Source organism: Actinoplanes sp. KI2, assembly GCF_025630775.1.
Classification (GTDB): domain Bacteria; phylum Actinomycetota; class Actinomycetes; order Mycobacteriales; family Micromonosporaceae; genus Actinoplanes.
In genome coordinates this window covers 132602-155079 of the sequence record NZ_JAOSZE010000028.1, presented here as the reverse complement: position 1 = coordinate 155079, position 22478 = coordinate 132602, and the positions used below count along the sequence as shown (strand labels likewise).

The following is a 22478-nucleotide window of genomic DNA, read 5'->3' as shown; positions in this document are numbered from 1 at the left end:
GAGCGTCGTGAGCTGGGCTACGACCATGTCGCTCAACATCTTGCGGTTGGGGTTGCGGTCTCGGCGGGCCGGGCCGGGCCGAGACCACGTCAGGCTCGAAGATGGCGCCGAACGTTTGCTTGTTGGCCACTCTGAGTCAGCCGGCGCAACTCCTCCGGCGTGCCGATCGCGGCACGGCGGTCGGGATGGTCCGCGTACTCCTTGACGACCCACGCCAGGAAGGCCGGGTCGACGGTCGACGGGACGATCGAATCGGGTGGCCACCGCCCGTCGATCTGGGCCAGGTCGCCGTGGCGCAGGAGCAGCGCCACCCGGTCCCCGGGCTGGAAGAGCCGCTCCAGGGCCGTCGGTGGGGGATCTACCGGGGCGACCAACGGCTCGGCCTGCCACGTGATGGTCAGCGACCCGTCGATCCGGCGGACGGTTACGCCGTCACGGTGCACGGCGATGCCTTCGCGGCGCGATTCCGGCCTGCCCAACCCGGTCCCGAGCAGGCCCAGCATCGCCAGCGCCAACGGAATCTGCCGCCGGGGCTCGGTGGCGGGCTCCGCATCGAGGTGGTAGAACGCCACGGCGGCCCAGCCGCCGAGGGCAGCCATGACGGACAGGACGACCAGTATGGGCGGCACGTCGACGGGCGTCAGGAACGCGCCGCCCCGTGCCACCAGGAAGCGCGGACGCCTGCCGGCCACGACGGCGGGCAGGGCGAGCGCGCCGGCGGCCACGAACGTCACCGCCAACAGGGCGACCGCGGCCGGCCACAGCGGGCCGTCACCGGAGGCGACAGTGGCGAGCAGTACGACCACCGCGCCGGCGCCGATCGCGAAGGATCGCGGGCGACGGGCGATCATCGCGTAGAGCCTGATCAACACCGGCCGCATGCTACGGGTTGGTGGGCGGTGCCGCAGCCCGGCTCTGGGGAACGGCGGCATACCCGGGTGCAGGTCCGTGATCCGCTCCCGCACCCCCGACGCGCTGAGCCGGAGCGCTGTCTGGTCTGCAAGACCATTCACAGTGACCGTCGCAAGTGCTCCTTGGCAACCCGGCGAAGCGGTTTGTGCGGCATCCGCACGGCCCCTGAGGGCGAGTAACAAGCCCGCCATCAGCATCAACGAACCCCACCTGCGGATGTCTCCCCTTTGACATACCCCTGAAACGACGATGCAAGAACAGCAAGAACTTGCACTGCAAAAGGGCTCGTCGATACCTTCCGACCGTCCCGAGGGGCGACCGTTCCCGGGGCGACAGGGGGTATCGGATGAGATTCCGGTTTTGGGCGGCGACTATCGGTGTGGTCACCGCCCTGACAGCGGCACCGCCCGCGGCCGCCGCCGGCTTGACGGCAGCCCCGGCGGGGGCAGCGGTGGGACGCGTGGGCCAAGCCGCGCCGACGACCGACGACGGCGGGGCGGCGCAGCGCACGGTGGCGGTGGGCCCGGCGGCCGAGGGCGGGGCGGCGCAGGGCAGAGTGGCGGTGGGCCCGGCGGCCGATGCGGGCGGGGCGGCGCAAGGCAGGGTGGGCGCGGCGGCTGATGCGGGCGGGGCGGCGCAGCGCAAGGTGGCCGCGAAGGTCAGGAAGCAGCTGGCCGGCGGGCGTACCGGTTCGTTCTGGGTGATGCTTCGCCACAACGGTGACGACCTCGCGGCGGGCCGCCGGGCGACGGGCAAGGCCAAGGCGGCGACGGTCTACCGCGACGCCCGCGCCGCGGCCGCTCGGCACCAGGCCGGGCTGCGCACGCTGCTCACCGACCGCAAGGCGCGGTTCCAGGCGTACTGGATCGCCGACACGATGCGGGTCACCGGCGACGCCGGGCTGGTCGCGGTGATCGCCGCCCGGCCGGAGGTCAAACAGGTGCTGCCGGACGATCCGATCAAGCTGCCGGCCACGACCGGCGGCACGGCGCGGGCCGCGGTGGCCAGCGTCGAGTGGAACATCGACCGGATCGGCGCGCCGCGGGTCTGGAGCGAGCGCAACGACACCGGGGCGGGCATTGTCGTCGCCAACGTCGACACGGGGGTTCAGTTCGATCACCCGGCGCTGGCGGCGAACTACCGCGGCCGGAACGACGACGGCAGCCTCAGCCACGACTACAACTGGTACGACCCGTCGCACACGTGCGCCGGCAACCAGCCGTGCGACAACGTCGGCCACGGCAGCCACACGATGGGCACGATGGTCGGCGCGGACGGGATCGGGGTGGCGCCCGGGGCGAGATGGATCGCGGCGAAGGGCTGTGAGAGCAGTTCGTGCTCGGTCGCGTCGCTGCTCGCGGCCGGACAGTGGATCGTCGCCCCGACCGATCGGGACGGGAACAATCCGCTTCCCGAGCGGGCGCCGGACGTCGTGAACAACTCGTGGGGCGGCGCGTCCGGCTTCGACCCCTGGTACTCGCAGGTCGTGGACGCCTGGGTGGCGGCGGGCATCTTCCCCGCGTTCGCCAACGGCAACTCCGGACCGTCCTGCGCGACCGCCAACACGCCCGGCTCGTACACGACGACGTACTCGTCGGGCGCGTTCGACAGCACCAACACGATCGCTTCGTTCTCGAGCCGGGGCAGCGGCCAGGACGGCGCCGTCAAGCCGGACATCGCGGCGCCCGGCGTCGACGTCCGGTCCAGCGTGCCCGACGGTTACGCCGTCTACAGCGGTACCTCGATGGCCTCGCCGCACACTGCCGCCACGGTCGCGCTGATCTGGGCCGCGCAACCGGCCCTGCGGCACGACATCGCGGCCACCCGGGAGATCCTCGACGAGACGGCGATCGACACCGACGACACCAGCTGCGGCGGTACGGCCGCCGACAACAACGTGTACGGCCAGGGCCGGCTCGACGCCTACGCGGCGGTGACGATGGCGGTCAGCCCGAACGGCAGCCTCGCCGGGACGGTCAGCGGCGGAGGCTTTCCGATCGCCGGGGCGACCGTGACGGTGAGCGGCCCGGGGCAGCGGTCGCTGAGCACCGACGCGACCGGTTCGTATCGGTTCGGCCGGCTGATCGCCGGGACCTACCACGTCCGGGTGACGGCCTTCGGGTACGACCCGGTCGACCGGGACGTGACCGTCGACGGCGGCGGCGCGGCCCGGCTCGACGCCACGCTCACCACCAGCGCGTCGGCGGTGGTGACCGGCACGGTGACCAGCGGCGGGGCGGCCCTGCCCGGCACCACGGTCACGCTGTCCGGAACGCCGGTCTCGGTCACGAGCGATCAGAACGGTCACTATCGGCTGGCGGCGCCCCTCGGCGCGTACGAGATCAACGCCCACCCGGCCGGCGGCTGTGCCTCCGCCGCGACCAGGCACCTGGATCTGTCCGCCGACACGACGGTCGACCTGGCGCTTGCCCCGGCGACCGACCATTTCGGCTACACCTGTGGCGGGCCGGCCGACGACTACCGGCCGGGCGACCAGCGACTCTCGCTCGCCGGTGACGACACCGCGACCGCCGTGACGCTCCCGTTCTCCTTCCCGCTCTACGGCGTGGGGCACACGCAGGCGTGGGTGGGCAGCAACGGGCTGATCACTTTCGACGGCGCGTCCACCGCCTTCGTCAACACCGAGCTGCCGGCCGCGACCGATCCGAACGACGCGCTGTATCCGTTCTGGGACGACCTGTACCTCGACGATCAGGCGAGCGTGTGGACGACCGCGACCGCCGACACGTTCGTCGTGGAATGGCGGAACGCACAGTTCTTCGGCTCGTCCACCGAGCGCGTGTCGGTCAGCGCGGTTCTGCACGCCGACGGCGTGGTCACCTACCGCTATCGCGGGCTGAGCGGCGGGCGGGCCACCGGCACGAGCGCCACGATCGGCCTGGAGAATCCCGGCGGAACAGACGGTTTCGCGTACGCGTACCAGACCGCCGCCGTCACCGAGGGCAGCGGCGTCACCTTCCATCCGCCCGCCGACCGCATCGCCGCGACCTTCAACGTGACCTGTCAGACGGTCTGGGGCCAGAACGTCTTCGTCGTCGGCAACATCGCCGAACTGGGCGGGTGGGACCCGTCCCGGGCGATCGCGCTCTCCTCGGCGAACTATCCCGTCTGGACCGGCGGCATCAGCCTGCCGCCCGGCACCGCGGTCGAGTTCAAGTACCTCATCAAGACCGCCGACGGCGCGGTGACCTGGGAATCCGGCTCCAACCGCAGCACCACCACCCCACCGACCGGCCAGTACATCACCCACGACACGTTCGGCGACCACTGACCGGCAACCCTCCGGGGCGGGCACGACGGGCGCGGGCCTGCATCCCCGCGCCCGTTCGTGTCCGGGCCGCGCGCGTCCTGTTCCGGGCCGGCACCGGAGAATGCACAGCTCCGCCGCCCGTCCCGGCGCTGCTCCCGTCCGTAGTGATGAGGGAGGGCAGTTCCCGCGTGGGAGGGGTTGCGATGCCAGGCGATGAGGTCGGCGACACGGCGAGAGACATGGGCGTGCCGCCGGCGGAGGATGGGAGCGCTCGGCGCCCGGACGATGAGACGGCGCAGCGGGCGGTCGGCGGCGGGGGCGGTCCCGCCGCCGAGCGGCTGGCGCAGCGGTTGAGGGACGAGCCGACCGAGGAGATGGACGAACCCACCGGGGAGTGGCCTGCCCCGGGGCCCGATGACTGGGCGGAGGAGGACACCGATCCCACGGGCTTCGCGCCGATCTATGGGCCGCCGAGCGATCCGTTCGTGGACGATGCCGAGGACGTGGAGCCGGGGTGGGGGTCGCCGGGGGTGGACCGGCACGCGGCCACGGGCAGGCGGCGGATTCTCGTCGTGGCGGGAGTGTTCCTGGCGCTCGCCGGCGTGGTCGGGGTGATCTTTCTGGCCGGGCGGTCGGGTGGCGGGGTATCCGGTGCGGCCGGGAGCCGAAACGGCGCCGGCGTCGCGGCCGGCAACCAAGGCCCTGCGCAAGACGACCAGGGCGGCCAGGGCGCCCCGGGCGGTCAGGGCGCGCCGGGCGGTCAGGGCGCGCCGGGCGGTCAAGGTGCGCCGCCCGGCGGTCTCGTCAGTGCGCCGGTGGCCGGGCGGACCTCGGCGACCATCGAGCTGGTGGACGGGGCCGGCGCCGTGCAGGTGCGGGCGGGCGACCTGGGCGGCGACCTCTACCGGATCTCCACACCGCTCGCCGGCGGCGTCACGCCCAAGGTCGTCGACGAAGGCGGGGCGCTTCGGCTCTATCTGCCGTCGGGCGCGCACGGCGGCGCCACGGCCGTGGACATCCTCCTCAGCACGGCGGTGCGGTGGACGGTACGGCTGCACGGCGGCGCCAACAGCACGCGGATCGATCTGAACGGTGCCCAGGTGGATGCGGTCGATTTGGCGGGTGGCGCGAATCGCATCGATTTAGCTCTTCCGGCGCCGAAGGCGGTGACGGTCGTGCGGATGAGCGGTGGGGTCGATCAGTTCCAGGTGCGGCTGGCGAGCGGGACACCGGTGCGGGTGCGGGTGGAAGACGGCGCCGGCCGGGTCACTCTTGCGGGTGACACCCAGACCGGGATCGCGCCGGGGCGGGAGTTCACGGCATTTGGCTGGACCCCCGGTGGGAGCGGGGTTGACCTCACGGCGGCCGCCGGAATGTCGGGTTTGACCGTCAGCCTGGGGTGAACTTCTACGCACCTGCGTACTTGTTCGGGCCATGGGGCGGCAGAAAGATCGAGCTCAGTTGATCGCTGACGAGGGTGAGATCGATGAGCGTGATGACGACGTTGGCGGTGGTCCCGGCCGATCCGGCAGGTGCCGCCACGCCGGCTGAGTTCGCCCGGCGGCTGCGTGCGCTGATGATGGCCCGTCGCCGCTCGCTGGACAGTGTGGCACGGCGCAGCAAGGACGCGGGGACGCCCATTTCGCGTGCCACGGTCCACAATCTGATCACCGGCGGGAGCATGCCGCGGCGCGAGACGCTGCTCGGCTTCCTGCGCGGGTGCGGTGTGCCGCCCCGCGAGCAGATCCGGTGGCTGACCAAGCTGGACGAGGTATACCCCGAGTCCTGCCGCGGCATCGCGCCGCGGAGAGTGCCCGAGCGCCGGCTCAGCGCCTGAGGGAGAGGCGCCCGAGGAAAACGGGGCAAAGGCGCCTGAGGAAAGCGGAGCGAAAGGCGCCCGAGGAAACGAGGAAAGCAGAGAAAAGCGTCGCCCTGCACAGGCAACGGGGCGACGCTCACGAGTGACAAATCCGATCGGCCGCGCCTCGCGCGTACCCGGTCGGATTGGTCTTATTGCTTGGTGAGCGCGTCCACCTTGGCCGTGAGGATCGCGAGGTCCTCGAGGATTTGGGAGAAGGCGCCCTCGGACGGCATCGGATCGCCGCCCATCGTGTTGCCGCGCATGGTCATCGCCCAGACGTCCGCGGTCAGCTCCGACAGGTTTCGCTGATATGTGGAGCCGGCCGTGGTCGTCCCGCCGACGCGGTACGTGGCCATCACCTCCTTCGCGATCGCGCCGAGCTCCGCGGTGATGGCCGCCTTCGTCTGCGCCGCGATCGTGTTGGTGATCCAGGTCTTGTCCGCTGCGGTCAACGCCACGGGAATGTCCTCCAGGTGCCAGGAAGCCGTCGAGGCTTCGAGATTCGTTGCGTACGAGGCGGAGAAGTGCGCGTGCTCGGTGTGCGGCGACGCGCCGGTGTAGGTCTGCTGCACCCACCCGGACGAGGCCGACCAGATCCGTCGGTTGTAGATGATGTAGCGCAGCCGCTTCTCGGCGCCGGATCGGCAGCGAGCGAGCAGGAACTGCACGACCTTCTCCATGGTCAGGTCGCTCTCGCGCAAGTTGTTGTCGACGTCGATCGCGTGGACCTCGTTGATGTGGTCGGCGTCGTGGATCGGCACCCTTCCGGTCTCGTCGGGGTTGTGGTCCGAGACCTCGTTCTGGTGCGCGGTGTCGCCGATCGAGCCGTCCGAGGCGCGATCGCGGGACGGCGCTATCCGGTCGAACTCGGCGAAGAGCGCTTTCAGACAGGGTATGAGCACCCAGTCAGCCATCCGATTGCCTTCCTTCCGGAGGGGACGGGCTGATCGTCACCTCTCATCACGGAGAGCACAACTGCTCTAAAGAAGGTCTTAGGTGACTCTCAGGAGACCCCGGTCGCGGCGGCAGCCTCCAATGTGTCCCGGAACGCCCGCGCGGCCGGCGACGCCGCACCGGCGGTCCGCTGCGCCGTGAAGATCGTGCGCCGGGGGAGTCCGGGCAGGTCAAGGAGGCGGCACGAGGTGTCCCGGCCGGCCCACATGATGTCCGGGATGAGGGCCACCGCGTTGCCGGATTCGACCAGGCGGATGTGCGCCTGGAGGTCGGCGGTCTCGTAGCGGACGTCGGGCTCGAATCCCGCAGTTCGGCACATCTGCTCGGCGAAGTGCCGGGATGCGGCGCCGCGTGGCTCCATCACCCACGGTATCGACCGGGCCTCGTCCAGCGAGCCGACCGGGTGCAGGGCGACCGAGGCGGCGGGCAGGGCGAGCCGGATCGCGTCGGAGGTGAGCGGCCGCCGGTCGAGCCCGGGATGGTGTGGCGCGGCGTGGGCCGGGTACTGCTCGGCGATGACCATGTCGAAGTCGCGGGCCCAGGTCTCGCGCAGTGCCTCCTCGGGTTCCCGCTGCACCATCTCGACCCGTACGTCCGGATAGCGCTCGGCCATGGCGCGCAGCGTGGCCGGCATCAGGGCGAGGGCGGCCGACTGGAAAACGGCGATCCGGACCCGGCCGCTGACCCTGGTCAGCGACGCTTGGAGGGCGGCCTCGGCCCGTTCGAGCGTGTCCAGCACCGCGGCCGCCGACTCGACCAGCACCTCGGCCTGCGGGGTGAGCCGGACCCGGCGGCCGGCCTTGCGGAGCAGGGTCATACCGGTCTCCTTCTCCAGCAGGCTCAGCTGCTGGGAGACCGCGGAGGGAGAGAAGTTCAGCGCCTCGGCGACCGCGGCGAGCGTCCCTCGGATCGCCAACTCGCGCAGGAGCACCAAACGACGGATTTCGAGCATGACGTTCCCACTTCCTGAGCGAACCGTAAGCAGAACTGAAGAGTACTCGTCAAAAACCATCGCTTTTCCTTAACCAGACATGGACGGACACTGAGGCGCATGACCGATCTCGCGATGCCTGCCGACACCGACCTCGCCCAGGAGGCGGTCGCCCTCGTCCGCCGCTGGCTGCACGAGGCGTCTGCGGTGCAGGTGGAGGGCTCGGCCGCGCAGCTCGCCGGGCTGCTGCGCGATCCCAAGGGCCTGCAGTTCGCGGTCGGTTTCGTCGACGGCGTGGTCCGGCCGGAAGACCTCAAGGTCAGCGCCCGTACGCTGGCCGCGCTCGCCCCCGACGTGCCGCGGTTCCTGCCGGCGCCGCTGCGGGCGGCCGTGCGCGTGGGTGGCCGGATGGCCCCGATCATGCCGGGCGTGGTCGTCCCGATCGCCCGCCGCGTCCTGCGGCACATGGTCGGCCACCTGGTCGTGGACGCCACCGACGCCCGCCTGGGCAAGGCGATCGCCCGGATCCGCCGCCGCGACGTGCGGCTCAACGTGAACCTCCTGGGCGAGGCGGTGCTCGGCCGCGGCGAGGCAGGCCGCCGGCTGCGCGAGACCGAGCGCCTGCTCGCCCGCGACGACGTCGACTACGTGTCGATCAAGGTGTCGGCCGCGGTCGAGCCGCACAACCCGTGGGCCTTCGACGAGGCGGTCGACGACATCGTCGAGCGGTTGACGCCGCTGTTCCGGCTGGCCGCCGCCCAGGGCGGCAAGTTCGTCAACCTCGACATGGAGGAGTACAAGGACCTCGACCTCACCATCGCGGTCTTCACCCGCCTGCTCGACATGCCGGACCTGACCGGTCTCGAGGCCGGCATCGTGCTCCAGGCGTACCTGCCGGACGCGCTCGCCGCGATGATCCGCCTGCAGGAGTGGGCGGCCCGGCGTCGCGCCCGCGGCGGCGCCGGCATCAAGGTGCGCCTGGTCAAGGGCGCCAACCTGCCGATGGAGCGGGTCGAGTCGACCGTGCACGGCTGGCCGCTCGCCACCTGGGAGAGCAAACAGGCCACCGACACGAACTACAAGCGGGTCCTCGACTACGCGCTGCGCCCCGAGCACATCGGCAACGTCCGGCTCGGCGTCGCCGGGCACAACCTGTTCGACATCGCGTACGCGTGGCTCCTCGCCGGCCGCCGCGACGTCCGGCCCGGCATCGAGTTCGAGATGCTGCTCGGCATGGCCGAGGGCCAGGCCGAGGTGGTCCGCCGCGAGGTGGGCGGGTTGTTGCTCTACACCCCGGTGGTACGCCCGGAGCAGTTCGACGTGGCGATCGCGTACCTGATCCGCCGCCTCGAGGAGGGGGCCAGCCAGGACAACTTCATGTCGGCGGTCTTCGAGCTCGACTCCGACGAGGGCCTGTTCGCCCGCGAGCGGGAGCGTTTCCTGTCCTCGCTGAACGACCTGGACGACGCGGTCCCGGCGGCGCGCCGGGTGATCGACCGGTTCGCGGCGGTGCCCCAGTCGGTGCCCGGTCACTTCGAGAACACGCCGGACACCGACCCGTCCGTCGCCGCCAACCGCGCCTGGGTGCGGGACATGCTCACCCGCGCGCCCGGATCGAAGCTCGGCATCGCCACGATCGACGCCGCCCGGATCGACGACCCGGCCCGGCTCGACCAGCTCATGACGGAGACCGCTGAGGCGGCCGGCGACTGGCACAGGATGAGCGGTTCGGAGCGCGCCGCGATCCTGCACCGGGCCGGCGAGGCGATCGAGGCCCGGCGCGCCGAGCTGCTCGAGGTGATGGCCGCCGAGACCGGCAAGACCGCCGACCAGGCCGACCCCGAGGTGTCGGAGGCGGCCGACTTCGCGCACTACTACGCGGAGCTCGCCGCCCGGCTCGACGAGGTCGACGGCGCCACCCCGGCGCCGGTCCGGCTCACCCTGGTCACCCCGCCGTGGAACTTCCCCGTCGCGATCCCGGCCGGCTCGATGCTCGCCGCCCTCGCCGCCGGCTCGGCCGTCGTGGTCAAGCCGGCCGGGCAGGCCGAACGCTGCGGCGCGCTGCTCACCGACATCATCCGCCGGGTGCTGCCCGACCCGCGGCTGCTCACCCTCGTGCAGGTCGACGAGAAGGGCCTCGGCCAGGAGCTGATCAGCCACCCGAAGGTCGACCGGGTCATCCTGACCGGCGCGTACGAGACGGCCGAGCTGTTCCGGTCGTTCCGTCCCGACCTGCCGCTGCTCGCCGAGACCAGCGGCAAGAACGCGATCATCGTGACCCCGAGCGCCGACCTCGACCTGGCCGTGAAGGACGTGGTGGCGTCCGCGTTCGGGCACGCCGGTCAGAAGTGCTCGGCCGCGTCCCTGGTGGTCCTGGTCGGGTCGGTGGCGCGGTCCGAGCGGTTCCGCAACCAGCTGCTCGACGCCGCGTCGTCGCTGACCGTCGGCTACCCGGCCGACGCTCGTACCCAGGTCGGCCCGGTGATCGAGCCGGCCCGCGGGAAGCTGCTCAACGGGCTCACCTCGCTGTCGCCGGGGGAGAGCTGGCTGCTCGAGCCGCGGAAGCTGGACGACGAGGGGCGGCTGTGGTCGCCGGGCATCCGGGACGGGGTGCGGCGCGGTTCGGAATACCACCGGACCGAGTACTTCGGGCCGATCCTCGGCATCATGACCGCCGCCGACCTCGACGAGGCGATCGACCTGGTGAACGAGGTCGACTACGGGCTGACCTCGGGGCTGCACTCGCTCGACCCGGCCGAGGTGGGCCGCTGGATCGACCGGGTGCAGGCCGGCAACCTGTACGTGAACCGGGGGATCACCGGGGCGATCGTGCGCCGGCAGCCGTTCGGCGGCTGGAAGCGCTCGGCGGTCGGGCCGGGCACGAAGGCCGGCGGCCCGAACTACCTGGCCGGTCTGACCGGTTGGGAGCCGGCCCCGGCAACGGCGCTCGCGAAGGTCGAATCGGATCGGGTCCGGTCGCTGCTCGCCGCCGCGCGGTCGGTGCTGAGCGACGCGGAGATGGCCGTTGTCGACCGGGCGGCGGGCTCGGACGCCCTCGCCTGGTCCGAGCACTTCGGACAGTCGGACGTCTCGGGCCTGTGGGCCGAGCGGAACGTGCTGCGCTACGTGACCCAGCCGGTCGAGATCCGGCTCGCGGCCGGTGCGCCGGTCGCCGACCTGGTGCGGGTGCTCGCCGCCGGCGTCCTGGCCGGCTCGAAGATGCGGGTCTCGGTCGGAACGGCGCTGCCGGAGTCGCTGGCCGCGGCCATCCCGGCCGAGATCCGGGTGGAGAGTGACCAGGCCTGGGCGGCCGGGTTGAGGTCCGGCCGGGTGCGGCTGATCGGCGGGTCGAGCGCGATCCCGGCCACCCCTGACCTGGCCGTCTGGTCGGGTCCGGTCACCGAGGCCGGGCGGATCGAGCTGCTGCCGTTCCTGCACGAGCAGGCGATCAGCATCACCGCGCACCGCTTCGGCAACCCCGACCGGCTGGCCGCTTCGGTGCTCTGAAGCCGATCTAACCGACCACGTTGCGCAGCGGGCGGCCGGCCCGGAACGCCTCCAGGTTCGACCGGATCAGGTCGGGGGCGCCGAGCGGCCGCCCGCCCGCCGCGTGCGGCGAGACGATGATGTTCGGCTCGTCCCACAGCGGCGAGGACGGCGGCAGCGGCTCGGTCTCGGTGACGTCCAGCGCCGCCCCGCCCAACCGCCCGGACCGGACCGCGTCGAGCAGCGCCGCCTCGTCCAGCGTCGCGCCCCGGCCGACGTTGACCAGCCAGGCGTGCCGGGGGAGCAGCGCGGCGACCGACGCGTTGAACGCGTGCCTGGTCCGCGGGGTGGCCGGCAGGATCATCACCAGCGCGTCCGCCGTGGGCAGCAGCGAGGGGAAGTCAGCCTCGGTCCGCACCGGATAGCCGTGCCGCTCGCCGGCCGCCTGCGCGACGCCGGTGACCCGCGCGCCGAACGCCGTCAGCAGCGGGGCCGTGGCGGCGGCGATGCTGCCGAACCCCCAGACGACCACGTGCGCGTCCCGCAGCGTACGGAAATGGTCGGGGTCTTCGAGGGGTTGGTTTCCGCCGAGCTCACCGGCCCAGCGATGGCCGATCTGGGCCCGCACCATGAGATCGACCCGGCGCGCCGCGGCCAGCAGCAGCGCGAGAGTGTGCTCGGCGACGGTGCGGTCGTGCAGGCCGCGGCCCGAGGTCACCACCACCTCCGGCGCGAAACCGGCGGCGAGCACCGCGTCCGGACCGGCCGCCAGGGTCTGCACCCAGCGCAGCCGCTTCAGCCGGGCGGCGGAATCCCGCAGCTGCGACGACGGGTTGCTCCAGACGACCAGCGCCTCGGCGTCGGTGTGCTCGTCGGCGATCGGTTCGTCCACGGCGTACACCACGGCGGTGACATCCGCGGGCAGCGTGAGACCGGCGAGGTCAACGCTGTCCGGCAGCAGCACCTTCATGATTGCTCGCCCTGCCAGGCGGCGAGCAAACCGTCGATCTTGGTGCGGTGCGCGCGTTCCCAGTCGTCGAGCGTCAGCGCGGCGTCCGCCTGCAGCTTCGCCTCGGCGGCCGCGATCGCCTCCGGCAGGGACTCGGCCGGCACCACGACCACCCCGTCCTCGTCGGCCACCACCAGGTCGCCGGCCCGCACCGGGACGCCGCCGCAGCGGATCGGCACGTTCACCGGCAGCGCCGCGGCCTTCCCACCGGGGATCGGGATCACGCCCAGCCCCCACACCGGGAAGCCCATCTCGCGCACCTCGCCGATGTCCCGGACCAGGCCGTCCAGCACGAACCCGGCGATGCCGCGGCGCTGCGCCACCGCGCACACGTTGCCGCCGGCCAGCGCGTAGTCGACGTCGCCGGACTCCACGACGATCACCGAGCCCGGCTCGGCCCGGTAGATCGCCGCGTGCAGCATCAGGTTGTCGCCGGGCGGGCAGCGCACGGTGAAGGCCGGGCCGGCGATCAGCGGGACCGGTGACCACAGCGGCCGGATCGCGGCGTCCATCACCTGACGGCGATCGAGCACGTCGGCGAAGGTGGTCGTGGGGAGGCCCTGCGGTAGGTCAGCCATGCGGCCAACCTACCGGTCACTTCCGCACTTCGCGCCCGTGCACCAGGAGGGCGTAGATCACCAGGACGTCCAAAGCGATCAGGATGGCCGCCCAGAACGGGAGCGACTCGATGAAGAGCATGCTGGAGAACGCGCTGAGCATGGCGATCACCACGCCGACCAGGCGCGCCCAGAGCATGCCCAGGAAGATCCCGGTGGCCGCGGCGATCGCCGCCACGCCGATCCCGACGTGCAGCCATCCCCAGGCCTGGTAGGACATGTTCAGCGCGAGCGCGTCCGCGCGTACCCGGTAGAAGTGGTTGTCGACGAGGGCCACGATGCCCTCGATGAGGTGGAAGAGCCCGAGGACCATCAGAATGATCCCGCCGAACACGACGACGCCGACCCAGCCGGACATCGGTGGCGCGAAGCCGGTGTCCCGGCCGGCCCGTTCAGTGGCGTAACTGCTCTGCGTGGACATGAGCACATCGTGCGCCGGGCCGGGCGGCGGGCGCGCCATCCGCGGCGGATGATGCCCCCGTGCACCGGCCCGGGTCAGGCTGCGGTGATGGTTGACCTCCCCGCGCCCTCCGACCTCCCCGCGCCCACCGGCCGGCGTTGGCTGGCCCGCCTGGCCTTCCTGACCGCCGCGGCCGCAGTGATACTGATGCTGGCCGGAGCCGGGGTCCGGGCGAGTATCGGGCTTCTCCTGGTCGCCGCCGCCGGCATGGCGGTGATGCTGGCCGCGGCCTGGTGGTTCCTCACCCACCGCGGCTGGTTGCGCTGGGTGGCCGCGGTGGTCGCGGTCGCCGCGCCGGTCACCGTGCTGATCGTGTACGCGCGGGCCTCGCTGTTCTGGGTCGTGGTCGTCTTCGCCCTGCTGTGGGCCGGGATGGTGGTCGCCGCCCGGGCCGCCCTCCGGCACTCGCACCACGGCGGGCCGGTCGAGTACGCCACCCCGCCACCGGCCCGGCCTTTCCTGATCATGAATCCCAAGTCGGGCGGCGGGAAGGTCGTCCGGTTCGACCTGGAGCAGCGCGCCCGCAAGCTGGGCGCCCAGGTCTACCTGCTGGACGGCCCGAACGTGGACGTGGCCGAGGTCGCCCGCCAGGCCGTCCGGGACGGCGCCGACCTGCTCGGGGTGGCCGGCGGGGACGGCACCCAGGCCCTGGTCGCCGCGGTCGCCGCCGAGGCCGGGCTGCCGTTCCTGGTGATCTCGGCGGGCACCCGCAACCACTTCGCCCTCGACCTCGGCCTGGACCGGGAGGACCCGTCGACCTGCCTGGAGGCGCTCGGCAACGGCGTGGAGATCCGGGCCGATCTGGGCCGGGTCGGCGACCGGGTGTTCGTGAACAACGCCTCGTTCGGCGCGTACGCGGCGATCGTGCAGAGCCCCGCGTACCGCGACGACAAGGCCGGCGTCACCCTCGATCTGCTCCCCGATCTGCTGACCGGTCATCAAGGACCGGTGCTGCGCGTCCAGGTGGGCGATGATCTGGCCATGATGGGTCCGCAGGCCGTGCTGGTCAGCAACAACCCGTACGGCCTGGACGACGTCGCCGGTCTGGGCCGGCGCTACCGCCTGGACGGCGGCGACCTCGGCGTGCTGGCCGTGCACGTGCGCGGCGCCGCCGACGCCGCGAGCCTGGTCTTCGGCGGCCGGCCGGGCACCATCACCCGCACCGCCGCCAAGTTCGTCTCGATCGACGCCGACGTCGAGCGCCTGCCGGTCGGCGTGGACGGCGAGGCGCTGTTGCTGCCCACCCCGGTCCGCTGCTCGATCACGCCCGGCGCGTTGCGCGTCCGGGTACCCCGCGATCGTCCCGGCGTGCCGCCGCCGCCGCCCGAGCTCGACTGGTCCCGGCTGCGCCACCTCGCTCTGACCCGGCGGTGAGCGTGCCCCTGGTCATTGCCCACCTCTCCGACCTGCACCTGGGTGCGCACGTGCCGGCCGCCGTCGACGCGCTCGCCGACGACGTGGCCTCGTTCCATCCGGACCTGGTGGTGGTGACCGGCGACAACACCATGCGGGCCCGGCCGCACGAGTTCATGCGGGCCGTGGAGCTGCTGGAGAAGCTGCCCACGCCGCGCCTGGTCGTGCCGGGCAACCACGACCTGCCGCTGATCAGCCCGCTGCGGGTGGCCGCGCCGTACCACCGCTACCGCCGCTGGATCGGCCCGGACGAGTCGGTGGTCCGGGTCGAGGGCGTGACCGCTCTCGGGATCGACAGCATGCCCTGGTGGCGCTGGAAGAGCGGCCGGGTGAGCCATCGGCAGGCGGTCCGGGTGCGGCAGGTGCTGGGTTCCGCTTCCCCCTCGGACGTACGCCTGCTGGCGATGCACCACCCGCCGTTCGCCGGTGGCCTGGAACGGATCGTCGGGCGCGGTCACTTCGTCCGCGCCACGGGACAGGCCGAGGTGGACATCGTCCTCGCCGGTCACACCCACGTGCCGTCGGTCCGCACGTACGGCGAGATGCTGGTGAACGTGGCCGGCACGGCGACCAGTCACCGGGTCCGCGGCGTCCCCCGATCGTGGACCGTGCTGCGCGTCTCGCCCGACGCGATCGAGGTGCACGAGCGGTGCGAGGGCGACCCGGGCGCCTGGTACACCGGCCCGGTCACCCGCCACCCGCGCCGGACTCACACGTCCTGACGGGTCCCGCGGCGGTGGACTATCGCCGTGCCACCCTGGGCGGGCGCGACCGCGATGCCGCGGCTGTGCGGGCGCTCGGGCGCATCCGTGGTCGGCTCGAGGACGAAGTCGCGCAGGATCGTGCGCAGGACGATCCGCATCTCGAGGGAGGCGAACGCGGCGCCGATGCAGCGCCGCACCCCGCCGCCGAACGGGATCCAGCCGTACATGTCGGCCCGCGACCCGGCGAACCGCTCCGGGTCGAACCGCTCCGGATCGGGGAACAGCGCGGGGTCCTCGTGCAGGAGCGCGATGCAGGCGGTGACCACGGTGCCGCGCGGCAGGACCCAGCGGCCGATCGACAGCGATTCGGCGCGCACCTGCCGGGCGGTCAGCTCGACCACCGGCCGGACCCGCTGCACCTCCATCAGCGTCGCGTCGAGCAGGGCGTCGTCCGCGCCGGCCAGCCGCTCCGGCAGGCCCGGCTGGCGGCGCAGTCGCTCGATCGCCCAGGCCAGCGTGGTGGCCGTGGTCTCGTGCCCGGCGGTCAGCAGGGTCAGCAGCTGGTCGGCGATCTGGCTGCGGGTCATCGGCGAGCCGTCGTCGTAGCGGGACTGCACCAGCATCGCGAGGATGTCGTCCCGGTCGCCCAGCGCCGGGTCGCGCTGGGCCCGGTCGATGAGCCCGTCGACGATCTCGTCGTACCGCCGCCGGTAGCGGTCGAAGCGCGCGCCCGGCCCGAAGCCGCCCAGGTCACGCCGCACGATCGGGAGAACGGCCAGGATCGAGCCGATCTTCACGGCCTTGGGCAGCAGGTCGCGCAGCTCGTCCAACTCGGCCCCGTCGGCGCCGAAGACCGCCCGCAGGATGACGTTCAGCGTGATCCGCATGGTCGACGGCATCACCGGGAAGGCCTGGCCCTCCGGCCAGGACGCCGTCTCGCGCTCCGTCTCGCTTTCGATGATCTGCTCGTACGCCCGAAGCCGCCGGCCGTGGAACGGCGGGGTGAGCAGTTTGCGCTGCCGCCGGTGCTCGTCCCCGGTGATCGCGAAGAACGAGCCCGGTCCGAGCACCGAGCCGAGATTCGCATCCGCCGTGTCGGCCAGCTCGGGGCTGGTCTGGAACAGCTCGCGCACCTCGGCCGGGTCGGCCAGCATCACCATCCGGCCCATGGCGAGCGACTGGATGGTGAACGCCGACCCGTACCGCCGCCGCAGCCGGCGCATGGCCTTGCCGCGGGCGGTCGCGAACTGCACGGCCTGCACCAGGCGGGGACTCCTCGGGCCGTCCGGCAGGACCGCGCCGGCCAGGGCTGTCGCTGTCATCGCCAACCTCCTGCGTGGTACGTCCGCGTACCATCTCACGGTACGTTCGCGTACCACGTCGGCACAAGGCCCGGCCACGTATTAGCGTGTGCCAGGTGACGACCACGGACGCCCCGGCCGGCGCCGACACCGCCCACCGCCGCCGGCTGCTCGAGGGCCTGGCCGCGTGCATCCGCCTCCGCGGCTACGCCGACACGACGGTGGCCGACATCGTGCGCGAGGCGCGGACCTCCCGGCGCACGTTCTACGCGCACTTCGCCGACCGGCAGGAGTGCCTGGTCGCCCTGCTCTACGAGAGCAACCAGCGCACGATCACGCACATCTCGGCGGCGGTCGACCCGGGCGCGTCCTGGGAGACGCAGGCCCGCCAGGCGATCGAGGGCTGGATCGCCGCCGTCCAGGCCGATCCGCCGATCTCACTCAGCTGGATCCGCGACGTCCCCGCGCTGGGCGAGGGCCGCGCCCGGCAGTTCCAGCGGGCCACGATGCGCCGCTTCGTCGAGCTGATCCAGCAGCTCACCGACACGCCGCACCTGCGCGCCGCCGGGGTGCGGCCGCCGTCCGAGCAGACCGCGATCATCCTGCTCGGCGGCCTGCGCGAGCTGATCGCCACCGCCGTCGAGGACGACCACGACGTGGCCACGATCGTCGGCGCCGCGGTCGAGGCGACCCAGCTGCTGCTCGGCCCGCGCCCCTGACGCGTCAGGCTTCCGGTCAGGGGTCCGAGGATCATGGCGAAGGGTGTCGACCCCGGCCGTGCGGGTATCGCACCCGTATGCGACTGCCCACGCTGCTCAAGACCTCGGCCGCGGTCACCGCCACCGCGCTCACCGGTTCGCTGGCCACCCGGCCCGACTCGCGCTGGTACCGGAAGCTGGACAAGCCGCCGTGGCAACCACCGCCGGCCGCCTTCCCGGTCGTCTGGACCGCGCTGTACGGACTGCTGGCGGTCGCCGGCGCGCGCGTCCTGGACCGCGCCCAGGGACCGGCCCGCGCCAGGTTCGTGCGCGGCTACGCCACGAACCTGGCCCTCAACGCCGGCTGGACGGTCGTCTTCTTCGGCGCGCGTGCGCCCCGGGCCGCGCTGGCCGAGATCGCGCTGCTCAACGTGTCGAACCTGGCGCTGCTGAACCGGGCCCGCTCGGTCGACCGCGCCGCCGCGGCCGCGATCGCGCCCTACGTCGTGTGGACGGCGTTCGCCACCGCGCTCAACTCCTCGATCGCGGCACGCAACCGCAAGTGACCCACGCTCGGCGTGGGGGAGCGCTATGCGGCCTGCCGGTGCCGGTGCCGGTAGAGGTCGCGGAGGACGCCGATCTCGCCGCCGTGGTGCATGACCTCGCGGTTGATGTGCACGATCAGCGCGGCCATCGGCTCCTTCGCGAAGAAGCCGCCCTTGGGCCCGAGCGGCCGCTCGAGCTCGGCCGGCGACAGCGCGGCGATGTGGTCGTGCCAGTCCCGGTAGCAGGTCTGGAGGAAGGCGATCCCGTCGGCCGCGTTGCCCGGGATCGACGCCGGCCAGTGTCGCAGGTCGAACATGTCCGCGTCGCCGGAGTCGGTGAAGAACGTGCTCGTCCGGATGGACATCGCGGTCGCCACGTGCACGATCCGCCAGGCGAGGGTGGTGAACGGCGCCGGCTGCGGATGCTGCTGGTAGCCGTCGTACGCGAAGCCGCCCCGGCCGTCCGGCCGCACGGTCCAGCAGTCCGGCACCGGCTCCCACAGGTATTCCTCGTCGGTGAGCCCGTCGAGGCGCGGGCGCAGGTGCGCGTCCCAGTAGAACTCCAGCTGCGAGACCAGCAGCGCACCGTAGTCGACCATCGCCCCAGTCTCGCGCACCTGGGTCAGAGGCGGAGCCCGAGGTAGGTGATCGGGCCGGGGTCGGGCACCGGCAGCTGCTCGAAGCCGAGCCGGTCGTAGAAGGCGCGCGCCTGGACGTTCGCCGTCGACATTCCCAGGTGTACGCCGGGCGCGTCCACCGTGCCGGCGAAGCGCTCGATCAGCCGCCGCCCATACCCGCGGCCCTGGTACGGCGGCAGCAGGTCGATGTGCAGGTGGGCCGGGAAGCCGGCCAGGTCGAGCCCGGGTACGAGCATCCGCTCGGGGTGGTAGTGCAGGGCGACCATGTCCTGCTCGGCGGTGCGCGGCGGGGGCGGCGGCACCGGGTACTTGTCGCCGAGGAACGGGATCCACTCGGCGGCGTACCGCTTCACGAAGGTGGCCGTGTCCGCGGTGCCGACGACGTAGCCGACCGCGGCGCCGCCGTCGTCGACCACGAACGCCAGGTCCGGCTCGAGGCGCACGTACGGGGCGGCGAAGATGTCGCCCATCAAGTCGTCGGTCGAGTAGTGGCCGCGTGCGTCCTGGCCGGCGTCGGCGGTGCGCACGCAGATGTCGTAGACGGCCGCGAGGTCGCTGGGCCGGTAGGGACGTATCTCTGGCACGGTTACGAGCCTAGGCGGTGGAATCGGTTCCACCGCAAGACGCACGCAGCTTCGGCCGGCTCGGGAACAGGCGCCGGGCTTCGCCGCCGCGCAGGGCCGCGTCGGCCGCGTACGCCGCGATGCGCTCCACCGGATGGGTGGCGGACGTCAGTCGCGCGGCCGCGGCCAGGGGGCTGTCGTCGAAACCGGTCACCGCGACGTCGCCGGGCACCCGGACGCCGAGCGCCGACAGCGCGTCCAGCACGCCCAGAGCGGTGGCGTCGCTGACCGCGACGATCGCATCGGTGTCCGGCCAGGTACGCAGGATGCGCCGGGCCGCCACCCGGCCGCGGGCGGTGGTGAAATCGCCGGCGACGGTGCGGACCGGCAGACCGGCGTCGGCCACGAAGGTCGCGTACGCGTCCAGCGGTGTCCGCGCGGCCGCGACCCACCTCGGACCCGCCACCATCGCGATCCGCCGGCGCCCGGTGGCATGCAGGTGCCGCAGCAGCGCGCCGATCCCGGCCCCGCTGTCGACGTCGGCCCCGGCCGCCCCGATCGTCGCGGACCGCCCGTGCAGCGCCCGCGGGAGCCGGGCCGGCAGCCGGTGATCGTGTCCGGCCAGCAGCACCGCCGCGACGCTCCGATCGGCGGCCAACTCCGCCAGGTCGGTTTCGCAGTCGAGCGGCAGCCGGCGCAGCGCGACGCCGAGTCCCGCCGTGTCGGCCACCTCCGCGACGGCCGCGGCGGCCCGGGACACGAACGGGTCGCTCAGGATCGATCGGTTCGCGTCACGAATCGCCAGGACGATCCGCGTACCGCGGCCCCGGGCGAACATGCGCGCGACCGGATGGGTGCGGTAGCCGAGCGCGTCGGCCGCCGACCGCACCCGGGCGCGCGCATCGGCCGACGCCGGGCCGGAGCCGGAGAGGACCCGCGACGCGGTGGCGGGGGAAACCCCGGCGCGGCGGGCGACATCGGTGAGCGCGGTCATCGGCCCAGTACACACGAGGGGCCGCGCCCGCCGGTACCGGTTCCGGCGGCCTTTCGGGCAGACCCTGTTCCGGAACCGGGGTGAGATGTCCGATCCCTACGCGATTGCCGAACTCGGTCGCCTTGACATGCGCCGAGGTCTATTGCCATCTGTGCACATCAAATGTTTCCAGCACATGACGGGAAGGACCCCTCCAGCATGACGACACGCGCCGGGCGGCGGGTCCGCCGGCAGTTCGGGCGGCTCTTCGCGATAGGACTGGCGGTGGTCACCGTCGCTACCCTCGGTGGCACGGCCGCACAGGCCGGTACCAGCAACAAGCCGGCCACGCCGGCGTTCGGCAGCAACGTGACGATCTTCGATCCGAGCATGCCGACGGAGCAGATCCAGGCGGCGCTCGACGCGGCCGCCACCAAGCAGACCGACGCCGAGATGAGCACCGATCGGTACGCGTTCTTCTTCAAGCCGGGCACCTACGGCACGGACGCCAAGCCGCTGCAGTTCAAGGTCGGCTACTACACCGAGGTCGCCGGCCTGGGCGCGAGCCCGGACGACGTGGTGATCAACGGCAAGATCGAGGTCTACAACCGGTGCCTGAACGACAACGGCACCAGCAACTGCCTCGCGCTGGTCAACTTCTGGCGCACGCTGTCCAACCTGTCGCTGCACATCAACGGCGCCGGGCAGGACGGCTGCCGCGGTTCGGCCAACTTCTGGGCGGTGTCGCAGGCCGTCTCGCTGCGCCGGCTGGACGTCACCGGCGGCACGTTCTCGCTGATGGACTACTGCACCGCCGGCCCGCAGTACGCCAGCGGCGGCTTCATCGCCGACTCCCGCTTCCCGACCGTGCTCAACGGCTCCCAGCAGCAGTGGCTCACCCGGAACAGCAAGGTGGACAGCTGGACCAACGCGGTCTGGAACCAGGTGTTCGCCGGCGTCCAGGGCGCGCCCGACGACTCGGCGTTCCCGAACCCGCCGTACACCACCCTGCCGACCACGCCGGTCAGCCGGGAGAAGCCGTACCTCTACGTGGACGACAAGGGCAAGTGGAACGTCCGCGTCCCGTCGGCGCAGAAGAACACCAGTGGCGTCTCCTGGGCGAACGGGATCACTCCCGGCCGGTCGGTGTCGCTGAGCGACTTCTTCATCGCGAAGCCGTCCGACCCGGTCTGGCTGATCAACGCACAGCTGCTGCTGGGTAAGAACTTGCTGCTCACGCCCGGCGTCTACAACATCGGGCAGAGCATCAACGTGTTCTGGCCGAACCAGGTCGTGCTCGGCATCGGTCACGCCACGCTCACCGCGGTCAACGGCGCCACCCCGATCAAGGTGGCGGACGTCCCGGGCGCGATCGTCGCGGGCGTCACCATCGACGCCGGCACCACCGAGTCGAAGACCCTGCTGCAGGTCGGCGTCAAGGGCGGCTTCGGCCTCAACTCGGCGAGCAACCCGACCACCCTGTCCGACGTGTACTTCCGGGTCGGCGGCCCGCACGTCGGCAAGACCGACACCGCGCTCGAGATCAACAGCGACAACGTGCTCGTCGACCACACCTGGGTGTGGCGGGCCGACCACGGCGTCGAGGGCTTCACCGGTGGCGACACCGAGCGGTGGAACACCAACACCGGCCGCTACGGCGCCGTGATCAACGGCGACAACGTGACCGCGACCGGCCTGTTCGTCGAGCACTTCCAGAAGTTCAACACGCTCTGGAACGGCGACAACGGCACGACCGTCCTCTACCAGAACGAGCTGCCGTACGACCCGCCGACGCAGGCCGACTGGATGAACGGCACGGAGAACGGCTACCCGGGCTACAAGGTCGGCAACAAGGTCAAGACCCACCATCTGTACGGCGCGGGCGTGTACGTGTTCAACCAGAACAACCCGTCGATCCACACCGAGAACGGCTTCGAGGCACCGAACCGTCCCGGCGTGAAGCTGCACCACATCATGACCGTCAACCTGTCGGCCGGCACCATCGACCACGTCGTCAACGGCGTGGGCGCGGCGGCCGACACGTCCAAGGTGGGCGTTCCGGTCTTCGTGACGGACTACCCGCTGCCCTGATCGTCCGATTGCCACGCCGGAGCCGGTTTGCCGGCTCCGGCGTGGCTGCGA

The 22478-nt window shown here is 72.2% G+C and carries 19 protein-coding genes; 9 read left to right on the top strand and 10 right to left on the bottom strand.

Annotated elements, in window-relative coordinates; translation table 11 throughout:
* Positions 1-89 precede the first annotated feature (89 nt).
* Positions 90-872, bottom strand: coding sequence for a hypothetical protein (locus tag ODJ79_RS28600; protein WP_263026692.1), 783 nt, complete (start codon positions 870-872; stop codon positions 90-92).
* Between the two features lie 500 nt (positions 873-1372).
* Here ODJ79_RS28600 and ODJ79_RS28595 point away from each other — a divergent pair, with 500 nt between their 5' ends.
* From ODJ79_RS28595 to ODJ79_RS28585, 3 genes are all read left to right on the top strand, one after another.
* On the top strand, positions 1373-4204 hold the full coding sequence (locus tag ODJ79_RS28595; protein WP_263026691.1) for a S8 family serine peptidase: 2832 nt from the start codon (positions 1373-1375) through the stop codon (positions 4202-4204).
* Positions 4205-4422: 218 nt separating this feature from the next.
* Entirely contained in the window at positions 4423-5586 is a 1164-nt protein-coding gene (locus tag ODJ79_RS28590) for a hypothetical protein (RefSeq protein ID WP_263026690.1), read from the top strand.
* A gap of 83 nt (positions 5587-5669) precedes the next feature.
* A complete protein-coding gene (locus ODJ79_RS28585) occupies positions 5670-6020 on the top strand; it encodes a helix-turn-helix domain-containing protein (protein ID WP_263026689.1) in 351 nt (116 codons plus the stop codon).
* A gap of 173 nt (positions 6021-6193) precedes the next feature.
* Here ODJ79_RS28585 and ODJ79_RS28580 read toward each other — a convergent pair whose 3' ends face one another.
* Positions 6194-6958 carry a hypothetical protein gene (locus ODJ79_RS28580; RefSeq protein WP_263026688.1) on the bottom strand — a complete coding sequence of 255 codons (765 nt, stop codon included), beginning with the start codon at positions 6956-6958 and terminating at the stop codon, positions 6194-6196.
* An 89-nt stretch (positions 6959-7047) separates the two neighbouring features.
* Entirely contained in the window at positions 7048-7950 is a 903-nt protein-coding gene (locus ODJ79_RS28575; RefSeq protein ID WP_263026687.1) for a LysR family transcriptional regulator, read from the bottom strand.
* 99 nt (positions 7951-8049) lie between these two features.
* On the opposite strand from ODJ79_RS28575, the gene ODJ79_RS28570 reads away from it, so the two are divergent.
* Positions 8050-11436, top strand: coding sequence for a bifunctional proline dehydrogenase/L-glutamate gamma-semialdehyde dehydrogenase (locus tag ODJ79_RS28570; RefSeq protein WP_263026686.1), 3387 nt, complete (start codon positions 8050-8052; stop codon positions 11434-11436).
* A gap of 7 nt (positions 11437-11443) precedes the next feature.
* Here ODJ79_RS28570 and ODJ79_RS28565 read toward each other — a convergent pair whose 3' ends face one another.
* From ODJ79_RS28565 to ODJ79_RS28555, 3 genes are read right to left on the bottom strand one after another with little or no spacing between them, the layout of a single operon-like run.
* The gene (locus ODJ79_RS28565) at positions 11444-12385 is read right to left on the bottom strand and encodes a phosphoglycerate dehydrogenase (RefSeq protein ID WP_263026685.1); all 942 of its coding nucleotides are present in this window, start codon (positions 12383-12385) and stop codon (positions 11444-11446) included.
* Complete coding sequence (locus ODJ79_RS28560) at positions 12382-13002, bottom strand: RraA family protein (RefSeq protein WP_263026684.1); 621 nt, start codon at positions 13000-13002, stop codon at positions 12382-12384. Before ODJ79_RS28560 ends, ODJ79_RS28565 begins: the two co-directional genes overlap by 4 nt.
* Positions 13003-13018: 16 nt before the next feature.
* Positions 13019-13462: a hypothetical protein gene (locus tag ODJ79_RS28555; protein WP_263026683.1), complete on the bottom strand. Its 444-nt coding sequence runs from the start codon at positions 13460-13462 to the stop codon at positions 13019-13021.
* An 87-nt stretch (positions 13463-13549) separates the two neighbouring features.
* On the opposite strand from ODJ79_RS28555, the gene ODJ79_RS28550 reads away from it, so the two are divergent.
* Positions 13550-14875 carry a diacylglycerol/lipid kinase family protein gene (locus ODJ79_RS28550; RefSeq protein ID WP_263026682.1) on the top strand — a complete coding sequence of 442 codons (1326 nt, stop codon included), beginning with the start codon at positions 13550-13552 and terminating at the stop codon, positions 14873-14875.
* Complete coding sequence (locus ODJ79_RS28545; protein ID WP_263026681.1) at positions 14872-15636, top strand: metallophosphoesterase family protein; 765 nt, start codon at positions 14872-14874, stop codon at positions 15634-15636. Before ODJ79_RS28550 ends, ODJ79_RS28545 begins: the two co-directional genes overlap by 4 nt.
* Here the strand turns inward: ODJ79_RS28545 and ODJ79_RS28540 are convergent.
* Entirely contained in the window at positions 15624-16940 is a 1317-nt protein-coding gene (locus ODJ79_RS28540; protein WP_263026680.1) for a cytochrome P450, read from the bottom strand. The genes ODJ79_RS28545 and ODJ79_RS28540 overlap by 13 nt on opposite strands.
* A 95-nt stretch (positions 16941-17035) precedes the next feature.
* On the opposite strand from ODJ79_RS28540, the gene ODJ79_RS28535 reads away from it, so the two are divergent.
* A complete protein-coding gene (locus tag ODJ79_RS28535; RefSeq protein ID WP_263026679.1) occupies positions 17036-17638 on the top strand; it encodes a TetR/AcrR family transcriptional regulator in 603 nt (200 codons plus the stop codon).
* A 77-nt stretch (positions 17639-17715) separates the two neighbouring features.
* Positions 17716-18183 (top strand): TspO/MBR family protein, encoded by a 468-nt coding sequence (locus ODJ79_RS28530; RefSeq protein WP_263026678.1) that lies wholly within the window; start codon positions 17716-17718, stop codon positions 18181-18183.
* Positions 18184-18206: 23 nt separating this feature from the next.
* On the opposite strand, the gene ODJ79_RS28525 is transcribed toward ODJ79_RS28530, so the two are convergent.
* From ODJ79_RS28525 to ODJ79_RS28515, 3 genes are read right to left on the bottom strand one after another with little or no spacing between them, the layout of a single operon-like run.
* Positions 18207-18761: a DinB family protein gene (locus ODJ79_RS28525; protein ID WP_263026677.1), complete on the bottom strand. Its 555-nt coding sequence runs from the start codon at positions 18759-18761 to the stop codon at positions 18207-18209.
* A 23-nt stretch (positions 18762-18784) separates the two neighbouring features.
* The gene (locus ODJ79_RS28520; protein ID WP_263026676.1) at positions 18785-19384 is read right to left on the bottom strand and encodes a GNAT family N-acetyltransferase; all 600 of its coding nucleotides are present in this window, start codon (positions 19382-19384) and stop codon (positions 18785-18787) included.
* Positions 19385-19394: 10 nt separating this feature from the next.
* Positions 19395-20357: a LacI family DNA-binding transcriptional regulator gene (locus tag ODJ79_RS28515; RefSeq protein WP_263026675.1), complete on the bottom strand. Its 963-nt coding sequence runs from the start codon at positions 20355-20357 to the stop codon at positions 19395-19397.
* A 198-nt stretch (positions 20358-20555) separates the two neighbouring features.
* Between ODJ79_RS28515 and ODJ79_RS28510 the strand changes: the two genes are divergently transcribed.
* Positions 20556-22427, top strand: a complete 1872-nt coding sequence (locus tag ODJ79_RS28510) for an adenylyl cyclase (RefSeq protein WP_263026674.1) — start codon at positions 20556-20558, stop codon at positions 22425-22427.
* The last annotated feature ends 51 nt before the right edge of the window (positions 22428-22478 follow it).